This is a genomic window from Mycolicibacterium arcueilense, from assembly GCF_058536225.1.
In genome coordinates this window covers 174807-188515 of record NZ_JBZTYL010000007.1, presented here as the reverse complement: position 1 = coordinate 188515, position 13709 = coordinate 174807, and the positions used below count along the sequence as shown (strand labels likewise).

16 protein-coding genes are annotated in these 13709 nt (G+C 67.0%); 7 read left to right on the top strand and 9 right to left on the bottom strand.

What is annotated here, in order from left to right; all coding sequences use genetic code 11:
* Nucleotides 1–48: 48 nt before the first annotated feature.
* The 3 genes from AC4LGL_RS05065 to AC4LGL_RS05055 are packed head-to-tail and all read right to left on the bottom strand — an operon-like array spanning nt 49 to nt 2386.
* Nucleotides 49–807 (bottom strand): Rv2686c family ABC transporter permease subunit, encoded by a 759-nt coding sequence (locus AC4LGL_RS05065; RefSeq protein WP_491837894.1) that lies wholly within the window; start codon nt 805–807, stop codon nt 49–51.
* Nucleotides 804–1517 carry a fluoroquinolone export ABC transporter permease subunit gene (locus tag AC4LGL_RS05060; protein ID WP_491837893.1) on the bottom strand — a complete coding sequence of 238 codons (714 nt, stop codon included), beginning with the start codon at nt 1515–1517 and terminating at the stop codon, nt 804–806. The genes AC4LGL_RS05065 and AC4LGL_RS05060 overlap by 4 nt, the downstream gene beginning before the upstream one ends.
* Nucleotides 1514–2386, bottom strand: a complete 873-nt coding sequence (locus AC4LGL_RS05055; protein WP_491837892.1) for an ABC transporter ATP-binding protein — start codon at nt 2384–2386, stop codon at nt 1514–1516. The genes AC4LGL_RS05060 and AC4LGL_RS05055 overlap by 4 nt, the downstream gene beginning before the upstream one ends.
* A 138-nt stretch (nt 2387–2524) precedes the next feature.
* Between AC4LGL_RS05055 and AC4LGL_RS05050 the strand changes: the two genes are divergently transcribed.
* Nucleotides 2525–2983: a GbsR/MarR family transcriptional regulator gene (locus AC4LGL_RS05050; protein WP_491839271.1), complete on the top strand. Its 459-nt coding sequence runs from the start codon at nt 2525–2527 to the stop codon at nt 2981–2983.
* Here AC4LGL_RS05050 and AC4LGL_RS05045 read toward each other — a convergent pair.
* Together AC4LGL_RS05045 and AC4LGL_RS05040 are read right to left on the bottom strand one after the other, a co-directional pair.
* A complete protein-coding gene (locus AC4LGL_RS05045) occupies nt 2962–3564 on the bottom strand; it encodes a TetR/AcrR family transcriptional regulator (protein WP_491837891.1) in 603 nt (200 codons plus the stop codon). The genes AC4LGL_RS05050 and AC4LGL_RS05045 overlap by 22 nt on opposite strands.
* Nucleotides 3561–5063 (bottom strand): FAD-dependent oxidoreductase, encoded by a 1503-nt coding sequence (locus AC4LGL_RS05040; RefSeq protein WP_491837890.1) that lies wholly within the window; start codon nt 5061–5063, stop codon nt 3561–3563. The genes AC4LGL_RS05045 and AC4LGL_RS05040 overlap by 4 nt, the downstream gene beginning before the upstream one ends.
* A gap of 160 nt (nt 5064–5223) precedes the next feature.
* Here AC4LGL_RS05040 and AC4LGL_RS05035 point away from each other — a divergent pair, with 160 nt between their 5' ends.
* From AC4LGL_RS05035 to mmsB, 3 genes are read left to right on the top strand one after another with little or no spacing between them, the layout of a single operon-like run.
* On the top strand, nt 5224–6744 hold the full coding sequence (locus tag AC4LGL_RS05035) for a CoA-acylating methylmalonate-semialdehyde dehydrogenase (RefSeq protein ID WP_491837889.1): 1521 nt from the start codon (nt 5224–5226) through the stop codon (nt 6742–6744).
* Nucleotides 6745–6757: 13 nt separating this feature from the next.
* Entirely contained in the window at nt 6758–7921 is a 1164-nt protein-coding gene (locus AC4LGL_RS05030) for an acyl-CoA dehydrogenase family protein (RefSeq protein ID WP_491839270.1), read from the top strand.
* 9 nt (nt 7922–7930) lie between these two features.
* Nucleotides 7931–8803, top strand: coding sequence for a 3-hydroxyisobutyrate dehydrogenase (gene mmsB, locus AC4LGL_RS05025; protein ID WP_491837888.1), 873 nt, complete (start codon nt 7931–7933; stop codon nt 8801–8803).
* A 12-nt stretch (nt 8804–8815) separates the two neighbouring features.
* Here the strand turns inward: mmsB and AC4LGL_RS05020 are convergent, their stop codons facing one another.
* A complete protein-coding gene (locus AC4LGL_RS05020; RefSeq protein WP_491837887.1) occupies nt 8816–9613 on the bottom strand; it encodes an HAD family hydrolase in 798 nt (265 codons plus the stop codon).
* A 104-nt stretch (nt 9614–9717) separates the two neighbouring features.
* Between AC4LGL_RS05020 and AC4LGL_RS05015 the strand changes: the two genes are divergently transcribed.
* Nucleotides 9718–10380 carry a response regulator gene (locus AC4LGL_RS05015; protein WP_491837886.1) on the top strand — a complete coding sequence of 221 codons (663 nt, stop codon included), beginning with the start codon at nt 9718–9720 and terminating at the stop codon, nt 10378–10380.
* A gap of 50 nt (nt 10381–10430) precedes the next feature.
* A complete protein-coding gene (locus AC4LGL_RS05010) occupies nt 10431–11609 on the top strand; it encodes a GAF domain-containing sensor histidine kinase (RefSeq protein WP_491839269.1) in 1179 nt (392 codons plus the stop codon).
* Between the two features lie 8 nt (nt 11610–11617).
* On the opposite strand, the gene AC4LGL_RS05005 is transcribed toward AC4LGL_RS05010, so the two are convergent.
* Nucleotides 11618–12199 (bottom strand): TetR/AcrR family transcriptional regulator, encoded by a 582-nt coding sequence (locus AC4LGL_RS05005; RefSeq protein ID WP_491837885.1) that lies wholly within the window; start codon nt 12197–12199, stop codon nt 11618–11620.
* 85 nt (nt 12200–12284) lie between these two features.
* Here AC4LGL_RS05005 and AC4LGL_RS05000 point away from each other — a divergent pair, with 85 nt between their 5' ends.
* Nucleotides 12285–12674 (top strand): nitroreductase family deazaflavin-dependent oxidoreductase, encoded by a 390-nt coding sequence (locus AC4LGL_RS05000; RefSeq protein WP_491837884.1) that lies wholly within the window; start codon nt 12285–12287, stop codon nt 12672–12674.
* Nucleotides 12675–12680: 6 nt separating this feature from the next.
* Here AC4LGL_RS05000 and AC4LGL_RS04995 read toward each other — a convergent pair whose 3' ends face one another.
* Both AC4LGL_RS04995 and AC4LGL_RS04990 read right to left on the bottom strand, forming a co-directional pair.
* Nucleotides 12681–13118: a hypothetical protein gene (locus AC4LGL_RS04995; RefSeq protein ID WP_491837883.1), complete on the bottom strand. Its 438-nt coding sequence runs from the start codon at nt 13116–13118 to the stop codon at nt 12681–12683.
* Nucleotides 13119–13171: 53 nt separating this feature from the next.
* Nucleotides 13172–13675 (bottom strand): MarR family winged helix-turn-helix transcriptional regulator, encoded by a 504-nt coding sequence (locus AC4LGL_RS04990; RefSeq protein WP_491837882.1) that lies wholly within the window; start codon nt 13673–13675, stop codon nt 13172–13174.
* Nucleotides 13676–13709 lie beyond the last annotated feature (34 nt).

The following is a 13709-nucleotide window of genomic DNA, read 5'->3' as shown; positions in this document are numbered from 1 at the left end:
GCTGCATCACTTTTCGGGCACCTACGCGTCTGCTCGCGCGGGAAGGTGTCAGCGGTTCTTGGCGAGAAATCGCCGGAACAACAACCAGGCAACTGCCCCGTTGTAGAGCAGGCCGCCCAGCAGATATGGCCACCAGGTGCCGTGTGCACTGGCGACCCAGAACGCCTTGGCCGCCCAGTACGGCGGCAGCACACCGAAGGCCAGGTTCCACGGCGAGTCGATGAACCAGGGCAGGCACGGCAGCCCCGCGATCAGCATGCCCAGTGCACGCAGCATCGCAATGCCCTGAATCTTGTTGCCGGCCATGGTGACGATGAGAAGCAGCGTCACGACCGCCGACAAGCCGGCGACCACCCCGATCGGGACGAGCGCCCCGGTCAACCCCGGCTCCAGGAGGCCGCTGAACGGCAGTGTTGCGATAACGTAAACGGTGGTGACCACCATGACCGTGCCCGCGCGGTACCCGAAGAACGTCGCCATCGGCACTGGCGTCACCCGCAGTGCGGCTATCGTGCCGGCGTCGACCTCGTCGAGCATCAGGAACGCGCCCAGGCCTCCGGCGATGATGATGCTGGTCAACAGAAGAAATGCGGTCAGCACCAACGGGTAGTACGGCACGAGGTCGAAGCCGTAACGCTGCGCCAGCATCTCGGTGACCTTGGGCGTCAGGATCGCCACCAGCGAAGTCCAGATCACCGGCGCGAGCACCACCATCACCAGCAGCGGATCTCGGTAGGTGCCACGAATATCGTTGCGCCCGAATGCGGCCACGGCCCGGCCCGTCGCGGAACTCGATATCGCGGTCACAGCACACCCGACCTTTCGACGACGTAGCGGCCGAACAGTATGTGAGCGGTCCGCCACAGGACCACGAGCGACAGCACGGGATACAGCACCGAATAGAAGATCTGCCAGTTCGTCAACGCCACCTGGTCGAACGCCGCGCCCAGGAGCAGCACCGGCCCCTGGGTGGGCGCGACGTACAGCACGGGGTTGGGCCAGAGCCCCGAGTAGTAGATCAGCGGCGGCACCAGCATGAGCGCCAGCGGGATGGTGGCCGCCAGAAACCAGTCGGTGACCGAGGCGAACGGCAGCGACGTGATGAACCCGACCAGCAGCATCAGCAGCGTGCCGAGGACAACTCCGAGGACCAGCGGCACCGGACGGTAGTCGAATCCGTCGGCGATGGTTGACACCACGATCGCCACGAACAACGAGATCGCGAGCAACACAGATAGTTTGGCTGTCAGATACTCCCAGAAGCGCAATGGGGTGGAGATGATCGCGCCGAGCGTGCGTTCCTGCTTCTCGAAGAACACCGAGCCGCCGATGAAGAAGAATCCGATGATCGCGATGTCACCGGCGAGCACATAGGGCTCCATGACCGGACGCAGGTCGCGCGGCATCGGCAACAGCACCGCCAACCAGATGAGGCCGGAGAACACGCCCGCGTGGAGGAACTTCTGCCGGTTGGCCACCGTCAGTTCCAGCCGGATCGCGGTGAGCAACCGGGTCATGACAGCCGCCGCCCGGTGACCTCGACGAAGACGTCGTTGAGACTGGCTTCGCGGCTGTGGATCGTCTCGACGTGGTGATCACGCAGAATCGCATGGAATTCCGGATCGTCGGCCAGACCGTCCATCCCGTACTCGGCGGTGGCAAGTCCGCCGGAAGTGCGGTACTGCACCCGGACCCGGCGTTGGCTGCGGGCGATCTTCAGTTCGGCCGGGGTGTCGAGCGCGACGATGGCGCCGTCGACGACGAACGCCACCCGGTCGCACAGTTCATCGGCCGTGGACATGTCGTGTGTGGTGAGGAAGATCGTGCGACCCCGTGCTTTGAGGTCGAGGATGATGTCCTTGACCTTGCGCGCGGTGACGGGATCGAGCCCCGAGGTGGGCTCGTCGAGGAACAGCAGCTCGGGGTTGTTGATCAGGGACCGCGCGAACGTCAGCCGCATCTGCATTCCCTTGGAGTACTTGCTGACCCGGGTGTTGGCGGCGTCACCGAGGCCGACCGCCTCCAGTAGTTCCATCGGATCCGCCGTCGGCCCGTCATAGAGGGCACCGAAGAATCGCAGGTTCTCCAGCCCGGTGAGCTTGTGATAGTGGTTGGGCAGTTCGAAGGACACACCCACGCGCTGGTAATAGTCCGGCCCCCAGTCCAGCGGATCCCGGCCCCACACCGTGGCCTGGCCGCCATGCCCGCGCAGCAGCCCGATGAGCAGCTTCTGGGTGGTGGATTTCCCGGCGCCGCTGGGCCCCAGAAACCCGAAGATCTCCCCCGGCGCGACGCTGAAGTCCATGCCGCGTACAGCCGGCTCAGTTGCTTTGGGATAGGTGAAAGTCAAGCCCCGAACGTCGATGACATCGGCCGCTGTGTGCATCAGTGCCCTTTCCGCGCAGACGAAAATTACATCTCCGACCAGACTTCCCGGAACACCGGACATGACTGTACTAAACTTTCAGTAATTATTGAAGACTTTTCTTGGCGAGGAGGATTCGCGGTGCCAAAGTCCACGGACCTGCAGCAGTCAGCTGAACAACTCGCCTTGGTGCTCAGCAGTCACGGCATGCAAAAGATGACCGCGCGCGTGCTCGCCACCCTGCTGTTCAGCGAACAACCCAGCGTCACGATGGCCGAATTGGCCGAGACCCTGCAGGCCAGCGCCGGGGCGATCTCGGGTTCGCTCAAGATGCTCACGTCCGTCGGCCTGGCCGAGCGGGTTCCCGCCCCGGCTAGCCGGCGCGAGCACTTCCGCTTACGCGACGACGCGTGGGCGGTTCTGTTCACCAGCCAGAACGAGACGATCGCAGCAATGCAGGCCGCCGCGGACACCGGGATCGCCGCCGCCGACCGCTCCAGCCCGGCCCACCACCGACTGACTCAGATGCGCGATTTCTATACATTCCTGATGGCCGAACTTCCCGCTGTCCTTGACCGCTGGCAGCAGCAGAACGATCAGGGAAGCAAGCCGACCTGACGGTAGACAGCCCGCAGATAGCGGCGCATCTCCTCGGCATCGGGAGGGTCGGGTTGCAGCACGCGGTAGGTGATCGCACCGACCATCATGTCGATCGCCACGTCGAAATCGGTGTCGGCAGCCACAGTTCCGCACTCGCGTGCGCGCTCAAGTAAGCGAGCGGCGACCTTCCGGCGCGGCGCGATGTAGCGGTCCCAGTACCCCGCCATGAGTGCAGGATGACTGACCGCCGACCCGAGGACTCGGGCCACCAGCGCGCGGTAATGCGGCGTGGTCGTCGTGACGGCGGCGCTTTCGATGGCCGCCTCGACGAGTTCGTAGGGCGACTCGACATCGATCTCCCCCGGTGAGGCCCAGCCCACCTCTTCGGCGACCAATGTCTCCATGGCCGCGGCGATCAACTCTTCCTTGGCCGACCACCGCCGGTAGATGGTCGGCTTGCCGACGCCGGCGCGCTTGGCGATCTGCTCGATGCTGGAACCTTCGACACCGCGCTCGATGAAGAGGTCGAGCGCCGCCTGCAGGATCGCGCGATCAGCCCCCGCGTCGCGTGGCCGGCCCCGGCCGATCGGCATGGTCATCGCGCCGACCCTGAGCTCAAAGCTGTTGCCAGCCAACGGTCGAGGCCCGCACCGTCGGCAGGGCTCCCCCGCCAGGCGAGGTGGGCGTCGGGCCTGATCAGCATGGCCTCTGAGCCATCGTGCCGAAGCACCACGACGAACTCGCCGAGCCGCCGTGCCGATTCGATGCCGACGGAAGCGCCGCCGGGGAGCAGCAAGGCCCACTGCCCGCCGAGTTCACTGTGCAACTGGGTGGCGGCGCCGTCCGCGCGCGTGCACCGCCGGTCGGCAATGCGATCCCCTGGTCGCGGTTTGTGGCCACGACCGCCGAGCGGGCCTTTGCGATAGCTCACCCACAGCTGCGACGCGGTGTACGTCGTCCACCGCTGGATGAACGGAAGACCGAAGAGCCGGGTCGCCACGTGGTCGCGCACGAAGCGGCCGAGCGGATTACTGGCGACGTTGACCCGCGTCACCGCGCTGGTGCCGCGGAGCACCTCGGTGGCCAGGGGCCTGCGCTCGGCCTCATACGTGTCGATCAGTTTGTCGGAGGCCAACTTTCGTACCACCAGGGCGAGTTTGAATGCCAGATTCTCGGCGTCGCCGATACCGGTCAGCATGCCCTGCCCGCCGAACGGCGCGTGGGCATGCGCGGCGTCCCCGGCGATGAGTATGCGCCCGTTCCGGTATCGGTCGGCGAGCCTGCGGTGCACGGTGAACACCGACAGCCATTCGGCGTCTCCGACGGTGACGTTGCGCCCGGTCCGCTGCGGCAGAACCTGTTTGACCCGCGCCAGAATCTCGCTGTCGCTCGGCTTTTGACCCGAAGTCGGGTCGTAGACGAACAAGCGCCAGAGATCGTCACGACCGCCCGGGTCCGGCATCGGCATCGCGCCGAGGATTCCGTCGGGATGGATCCAGCCACTCGTGCCGCTGCGGTCCACATCCCAGTCCAGGTGCACATCGGCCAGCAGGAAACGTTCAGAGAGTTTGACGCCGGGAAAGCCGATGCCCGCCTGCTGCCTGGTCACCCCAGCGGTGCCGTCACACCCGACGACCCACTGGGCGCGGATCTCGTCACCGTCACCCAGTTCCGCCACCGCGGTGGCACCGTCCTGACGCACGCCCACGACCGCCCGACCCCACTCCGGTTCCACGCCGAGCTGAGCCAGTCGAGCCCGCAGCGCTGCCTCGATCTTGGCCTGCGACACCACCATGGGCGGGGCGGCCGTCCGCATGCCGGGATCGCCGAACTCCAGGGTCATCACCGGCCGGTCGCCCAGGTAGTTGGTGATGCGCATGGCCCGCAACGACTCGTCCGGCAGGGCGCCCAGGGCACCGATCCGACCCAACACCTCCGAGCCGCGGGCGTGCAGGAAATTGGCGCGTGACGTCGTTGCCGGACTCGGCGCGCGGTCCACGACGCGCACCGAAAGACCATGCAGGCGCAGCGAACAGGCCAGGGTCAGGCCGGTCGGCCCGGCTCCGACCACGACGACTTCGGGATCGGTGGCGGTCATGGCGAATATATTAACGATACGGTGCCGTAAAGAAACGGATCATTGCAAAACGGCTGCTGTCGAACCTCTTGCCAAAGCCTCTGGCCAATTACTAGGATATGCAAGTATCTCGGGTGAGCCCCGAGTTGCCACCACTGCGCACAATCCTGGACGGAATGTCATGACTACACAGATCCCCCACTTCATCAACGGCCAGCGCTCCACCGCCGGGTCGACCCGTACCGCCGATGTGCTCAACCCCAGCACCGGCGAGGTGCAGGCACAGGTGGTGCTGGCCTCGGCCGCCGATGTCGACGCCGCCGTCGCCGGTGCCGTCGAGGCCCAGAAGGAATGGGCCGCCTACAACCCGCAGCGCCGCGCCCGGGTGCTGATGAAGTTCATCGAACTGGTGCACCAGCACGCGGATGAGTTGGCCGAGATGCTGTCCCTGGAGCACGGCAAGACCGTCGCCGACTCACACGGCGACATCCAGCGCGGGCTTGAGGTCATCGAGTTCTCGGTCGGCATCCCCCACCTGCTCAAGGGCGAGTTCACCGAGGGCGCGGGCACCGGCATCGACGTGTACTCGATCCGCCAGCCCCTCGGCGTCGTCGCGGGCATCACCCCGTTCAACTTCCCCGCGATGATCCCGCTGTGGAAGGCCGGCCCGGCGCTGGCATGCGGAAACGCGTTCGTACTCAAGCCTTCCGAGCGTGATCCCTCGGTCCCGCTGCGGCTGGCCGAGCTGTTCATCGAGGCCGGCCTGCCCGCCGGCGTGTTCCAGGTGGTGCAGGGCGACAAGGAAGCCGTCGACGCGATCCTGGAGCACCCGGACATCAAGGCTGTCGGCTTCGTCGGCAGCTCCGACATCGCGCAGTACATCTACTCGGGCGCGGCCGCGCACGGCAAGCGGGCCCAGTGCTTCGGCGGCGCCAAGAACCACATGATCGTGATGCCCGACGCCGATCTGGACCAGGCCGTCGACGCGTTGATCGGCGCCGGCTACGGCAGTGCGGGCGAGCGTTGCATGGCCATCAGTGTCGCGGTACCGGTCGGTGAAGAGACCGCGAACCGCCTCCGCAACCGGCTCGTCGAGCGGGTCAACCAGCTGCGGGTCGGTCACAGCCTCGACCCCAAGGCCGACTACGGGCCACTGGTCACGGGCGCCGCGTTGGAGCGGGTGCGCGACTACATCGGCCAGGGCGTCGACGCCGGGGCCGAGCTCGTGGTGGACGGCCGCGAACGGGCAAGCAGCGAGCTGACTTTCGGCGACGCCAGCCTGGAGAAGGGCTACTTCATCGGCCCCACCCTGTTCGACAACGTCACCACCGACATGTCGATCTACACCGACGAGATCTTCGGCCCGGTGCTGTGCATCGTCCGGGCGCATGACTACGAAGAGGCGCTGAAACTGCCGTCGGAGCACGAGTACGGCAACGGCGTGGCGATCTTCACCCGCGACGGGGATGCAGCCCGCGACTTCGTCTCCCGCGTGCAGGTCGGCATGGTCGGCGTCAACGTGCCGATCCCGGTGCCGGTGGCCTACCACACCTTCGGCGGCTGGAAGCGGTCCGGTTTCGGCGATCTCAACCAGCACGGGCCGCATTCGATCCTGTTCTACACCAAGACCAAGACCGTCACCGAGCGGTGGCCGTCGGGCATCAAGGATGGCGCCGAGTTCGTCATCCCGACCATGAAGTAGCTAACCCGTGAATCTGAACGACCCGTACAGCCTGAGCGAGGACGACCGTGTCATCACCGACACGGCGGCCGCGTTCGCCGAAAAGCGCATCGCGCCATACGCGTTGGAATGGGATGAGACCCATCACTTCCCGACTGACGTATTGCGCGAGGCGGCCGAACTCGGCATGGGCGCCATCTACTGCGGCGAGGACGCCGGCGGCAGCGGGCTGCGCCGCCTGGATGCGGTACGCATCTTCGAGCAGCTCGCGGTCGCCGACCCCACCCTGGCGGCATTCCTGTCCATACACAACATGTGTGCGTGGATGGTCGACAGCTTCGGCACCGAGGACCAACGCAAGACCTGGGTGCCCAGGCTGGCGTCGATGGAAGCCATCGCCAGCTACTGCCTGACCGAACCGGGCGCCGGTTCGGACGCGGCGGCATTGCGAACCAGGGCGGTGCGCGACGGCGACGACTGGGTGCTCGACGGGGTCAAGCAGTTCATTTCCGGCGCAGGCAGCTCCGACGTGTACGTGGTGATGGCCCGGACGGGAGCGGACGGACCGAAGGGCATCTCCGCGTTCGTCGTCGAAAAGGACGCGGCGGGGCTGAGTTTCGGCGCGCAGGAGCAGAAGATGGGCTGGAACGCCCAGCCCACCGCCCAGGTGATCTTCGAAGGGGTGCGGGTTCCGGCCGACGCCCTGCTGGGCGGCACCGAGGGCACCGGGTTCGGGATCGCGATGAACGGTCTGAACGGCGGTCGGATCAACATCGCGGCCTGCTCGCTGGGCGGCGCGCAGGCCGCCTACGACAAGACGCTGAGCTACCTGGCCGACCGCCAGGCGTTCGGCGGGGCCCTGCTCGACGAGCCGACCATCCGGTTCACCCTCGCCGACATGGCCACCGGATTGGAGACGTCCCGAAACATGTTGTGGCGGGCGGCATCCGCGCTGGATGCCAACCACCCCGACAAGGTCACGTTGTGTGCGATGGCCAAGCGGTACGTCACCGACACCTGCTATGAGGTGGCCGATCAGGCGCTGCAGCTGCACGGCGGCTACGGCTATCTGCGTGAGTACGGTCTGGAGAAAATCGTCCGGGATCTGCGGGTGCACCGCATCCTTGAGGGCACCAACGAAATCATGCGCGTGGTCATCGGTCGCTCGGAATCGAGCCGCGCCCGCAACTCTGCATAGGAGACGTACGTGAGCACGATCGCGTTCTTGGGGCTGGGCAACATGGGCGGGCCGATGGCCGCCAACCTGGTAACCGCCGGGCACACCGTGCGCGGTTTCGACCCGGTGCCCGCCGCGCAGGAGGCGGCAAAGACCAACGGCGTCAACGTGTTCGCCACCGGCGCCGAGGCAGTCAGCGGTGCTGACGTGGTGATCACCATGCTGCCCAACGGCGCATTGGTGAAGAGCTGCTACGCCGAGGTGCTGCCCGCGGCTGCCGACGGGGCCCTGTTCATCGACAGCTCCACGATCTCCGTCGACGACGCCCGCGAGGTGCACAAGGTGGCCCTCGAGCACGGCTTCGCCCAGCTCGACGCCCCGGTCTCCGGCGGCGTCAAGGGCGCGGTGGCAGGGACGCTGGCGTTCATGGTCGGCGGTACCGATGAAGCAGTCGACGCCGCGCGGCCTGTGCTGGAACCCATGGCGGGCAAGATCATCCACTGCGGCGCCGCCGGCGCCGGCCAGGCCGCCAAGGTGTGCAACAACATGGTGCTGGCGGTGCAGCAGATCGCTGTCGGCGAGGCATTCGTCCTCGCCGAAAAGCTCGGTCTGGACAAACAGGCACTGTTCGACGTGATCACCGGTGCAACCGGCAACTGCTGGGCCGTTCACACGAATTGCCCGGTGCCCGGGCCGGTTCCGACCTCCCCGGCCAACAATGATTTCAAGCCGGGGTTCGCGACCGCGCTGATGAACAAGGATCTCGGGCTGGCGATGGCCGCCGTGCAATCCACGGGCTCATCGGCCCCGCTGGGCACGCATGCGGCTGAGATCTACGCGAAATTCGCTGCCGACCACGCCGACAAGGACTTCAGCGCCGTGATCGAGACGCTCCGCAGCTGACGGCGCGGAAACCTATGCAGCAGTCGGGCTGCGCTGAACCCACCACTGGGTGTGCAGGCGCTGGCAGGCCGGTAGCCGCAGTGCATCGGGGCCGGCGAAGTCCGGCCGCACCGCAACCGCGCCGGGTGAAACCGCTCCGGCGTCGGGGTCGATCATCACGCCCGCCATCCCCGCGGCGTTGGCCGACCGCAGGCCCGCGGCCGAGCCGACCATGGCCAATGCGTCGTGGCCTGCCACACCCAGCTCGTCCAGCGCATGCCGGTACAGCTCGGCGCCGGGTTCACTCACGTCATCGGTGGTGACGACGGTTTCCACCAGGCCATCCCCGACGAGCTGGCGCACCAGGGGTTCGGCCCAGCGCCGACGGCCTGCGGCCACCACCCCGACCGGCAGCCCGGCCAGGAACGCGTCGTTCATCAGATCCTCCAGACCCGGCCGCGGCGTCAGGCCGGCGTCGAGGATCATCTCGTCGAACATCATGTCCTTGGTCATGCAGATCTCGTCGGCGAGGACTTCGGTGAGCACGTCGCAGTCCGGGCCAACGCACCGCTTGCGCAGCTCGGCGGTGACCCGCTGGCGCTCGTCGTGCAGCGCGAGAAGCTGCTGGTAACGCGCGACACCCCAGTGAATGGGCAGACCGTGCGCGGCGAAGGCGGCGTTGAAGACGACGCGATGTCCGTCGACGTCCAGATCCGACAACGCATCGAGGTCCAGGATCACCGCACGCAGTGGATGGGCACTCGGATCAGGCTGCGAACAGTCCCACCAGAACCGCCCGGCCCGCCATGACTTCTCTTGTGTTGACGACACCCCATGAGAGTGGCCCACGTCACATCGGTCGCGCGTCCCCCCTACGGGGGATTGGGCCGGTCAAGTTGATCTACCGACTGCGGTACCACCCTTAGGGTGATGCCATGGCGCCCTCCAATCCAGTGCGCCTTGTGCTGGTCGACGACCACGAAATGGTCATCGAGGGTCTCAAGGCCATGCTTGCTGCGTTCAACGACCGGGTCGAGGTGGTCGGTCAGGCCGTCGGCGCGGAGCGGGCGCTGAGCGTCATCGAGACGCTGGACCCCGACATCGTGTTGTGCGACGTCCGCATGGAGGGTTCCAGCGGGCTGGATCTGTGCCGGGTGCTGCGCGAGCGCGATCCGGACCGCAAGGTGGTCATGCTGTCGGTCTACGACGATGAGCAATACCTGTTCCAGGCGCTGCGGGTGGGTGCGTCGGGGTATCTGCTCAAGAGCATCAGCAGTGACGAGCTGGTCCGTCAGATCGAATTCGCCCACAGCGGGCAGACGGCGATCGATCCGGGGATGGCGGCACGGGCGGCGGGTACCGCGGCCCGCCTGCAACGCGACGAGTTCTGGCCCGGTGTCCGGCAGGGACTGACCCAGCGCGAGAGCGAGATCCTGTCCTTCGTGGTCGCGGGGCTGTCCAACCGCGGGGTCGCCAACAAGCTGGTGATCGGCGAGGAAACCGTGAAGACCCACCTGCGCTCCATCTACCGCAAGCTCGGGGTCAGCGACCGGGCGGGCGCGGTGGCCACTGCACTGCGAGAGGGCATCTACCAGTGAATGCCGAGCCAGAGAAGCCGGGACGCGACGCGACCTCAGAACCGGGCCCCATCGAGCTGACCGCCGAGGGAGAACTGGCGCTGCTGCGCGAGCTCATCCGGGCCGCATCGAGCGGTCCTGGAGTGGAGCCGCTGGCCGCCGCGGCGGCCCGGATGATCACCGCGTCGACCGCCACCGATGTCTGCTTCGTGCACGTTCTCGACGATTCCGAGCGCGCCCTGACGCTGGCCGGGGCCACGCCACCGTTCGATGCCGAGATCGGCAAGATCCGGCTGCCGCTCGGGCAGGGCATCTCGGGGTGGGTGGCCAGCCACCGGCAGCCCGTGGTGATCAGCCACGACAAGGAGTCCGATCCGCGCTACATGCCCTTCGAATCGCTGCGTGGGCGTGACTTCACCTCGATGGTGTCGGTCCCGATGGAGACCGGTCCGGGTGGGCTGGTCGGAGTGCTGAACGTGCACACCGTCGACCGCCGTGAGTTCACCCCGCGCGACGTGGAATTGCTGTTGGTGATCGGCCGGCTCATCGCCGGCGCGTTGCACCAGGCCCGGCTGCACCGACAGCTGGTGGCGCGCGAGCGCGCACACGAGAATTTCGTCGAGCAGGTGATCGAGGCGCAGGAACTCGAGCGGCGCCGGCTGGCCGGCGATATTCACGACGGCATCTCGCAGCGGTTGGTGACGCTGTCGTACCGGCTCGACGCCGCGGCCCGCGCGGTCGACCCCGAGACGGTGGCCGAACAGCTGGCGGCGGCCCGCGAACTGGTCGCGCTGACACTGCAGGAGGCCAGGGCCGCGATCAGCGGGCTGCGTCCGCCGGTACTCGACGATCTCGGCCTGTCGGGCGGGCTGGCCAGCCTGGCCCGCTCGATCCCGCGAATCCCCATCGACGTCGACCTCGCCGAGACCCGGGTGCCCGACCATATCGAGCTGGCGTTGTACCGCATCGCCCAGGAATGCCTGCAGAACGTGGTCAAACACGCCGAGGCGGACCGGGCCCGGCTCACCTTCTCGGTCGACGACGGGGTGGCCCGGCTCGAAATCGTCGACGACGGAAAAGGATTCGATACCTTCGAGCATCCGCTGGGCAGTGACGAGATGGGCGGCTACGGGTTGTTGTCGATGGCCGAGCGGGCCGAGATCGTCGGCGGCCGGCTGCACATCCGGTCGAGGCCGGGCGCGGGTACGACGGTGACCGCAGCCATCCCGCTGCCTTCGGTGATCGAGTAGCGACCGAATCAGCTCTCCTGAAGGTGCGCCCGCACCGCGGGCACGGCGCGGGCGATCAGCTCCTCGGTCGGTTGCGACGCGATCGGCTCGATGCGCAGGATGTGGCGCAGATAGGCGATGCCCAGCAGCTGGCCCATGGCCAGATCAACCCGTAGTTCCGCGTCGGCACCGCTCAGGGCGGTGGCGATCTGCGGGTAGAGCCGCTGCTCGATGAACTGACGGACCAGGGCTGCCGATTCCTCGTGGGTGGCCGCGCCGCGCAGGATCGCCAACAGGGGCGAGCGGGTGTCGGGGTGCTCCCAGAGTCCGAAGAAGGCCTCGGTCAGACGTTCGGCGAGACGGTCGGGGCCGTCGTCGAGGATGCGTCCGCTGAACTTTTCGGGGTCGAACGGCCAGCCGACGGTGGCCCGGAACAGGTCGGCCTTGCTGCCGAAGTAGTGCCGGATCAGGGCCGGATCGACCTGTGCGGCCGCCGCGATGTCGCGTAGTGAGGTCTTGTCGTAGCCGCCCTCGGCGAACATCCGTCGGGCGGTGGCCACCAGCTCGTCACGGGTTCCGGGCTGTCCCGGTCGGCGTCCACGTGGCGGCATAATTCCGAAATTCTACAGTCGTTGACTTCTTGGTCGGGCCAGGATTACGCTCGGATCATTAATTCCACAATTGAGGAGTTATCAGATGCCCGCTCCGCGATGGGTCGCCCATGCCAACAAGATCGGCCTCAACAAGCTCACCCAGTTCATCGCGCCATGGGCGCCGGGGTGGGCCGTTGTCATCCACCGGGGGCGCAAGTCCGGCCGCACCTTCCGGACGCCGCTGTGGGCGTTCCGCCGACAGCACGGCTATGTCATCGCGCTGACCTACGGCTCCCAGGCGGACTGGGTACGCAATGTGCTGGCCGCCGGCGGGTGCGAGTTGGAGGCGCGACGTCATATCTACCGGCTGACCGCGCCCGAGGTGTACCACGACGACAAAGCCACGGACATGCCCGCGTTCATCCGCTTCATGCTGCGCCGGGTGATCAAGGCCCCGGAGTTCCTCAGCCTCCGGTTCGCGGACCAGCTGTGATGTCAACTAGCCGCCGAGTTTCCCGGCAAGTTCGGGGCACTCGTATTTGAGCGCCACGTTCACGATCGTCATGAGCGCGTCCGGCGGCAGCTTGCTGCCCATCTGGGTCAGCACGTTGACGACATCCTGCTTGGTCTTGTTGAAGCTGCCGCCGGCCATGATGCAGGCCATCATCAGCTGATCACCGATGGCGTTGTCAGAACCCCGGATGCCGGCGGCGCGGACCTCGGCGAACGCTTCCGGCGGCAACCCCGCCGAACCGCGCGGCGAACCGGCGGTCGGTCTGGGGACCTGAGTGAGAGTTCGCTTGGGCGCCTTCGATGTCGCCGTGAACGGCGTGACGTCATCGGGGGCGGTGGCCGTCCCGGAGGTCGTGGTACTACAGGCCGCCATCAGTACGACAGCGACGGCGCCGAGCGCCGCACCCACCCGCTTGGCGTCCATCGGCACTCCCCTCCACTGCGTTCAACGCTAGTGGGGGTAGCCACAAAGCCGACTCAGAAATCACCGGAGTGTCGGCGCAGGGTCTCGATCGATGTGACCAGCGCACGTGACTGCTCGTCCGACATCCCGACATCGGCGAACACCTGCTCGTTCAAGGTCACCGTGGCGTCCTCGACCGTCGACCGCCCGAGTTCGGTGAGGCGCACCAGCGTGGTGCGCCCATCGGTCGGGTGCGGGACCCGTTCCACCAGCCCGTTGGCTTCCAGGCGCCGGATCGCGTGCGTGACGCTGGTGACGTGCACCTGAAGGCGATCGGAGGCCTTCGTGATCGGTAGCGCGCCGGACCGGCTGAAAGCCAGGAGACGCAGCAACTCGAACCGGGAGAAGCTCAGATCGTATGGCCGCAGCGCGGTCTCCACCCGGGCCAGCAGGATCTGGTGGGCCCGCATCACCGAGGTCACCGCGACCATCCCGCCGGCCACCTCGCCCCAACCGGCCGCCTCCCAGTTGGCGCGGGCCTGCGCGATCGGGTCACGCTTGTCTGGTGGCGAGGTCACGCCTCTTCTTACCGCATCGCCCGGCGGGTACCGC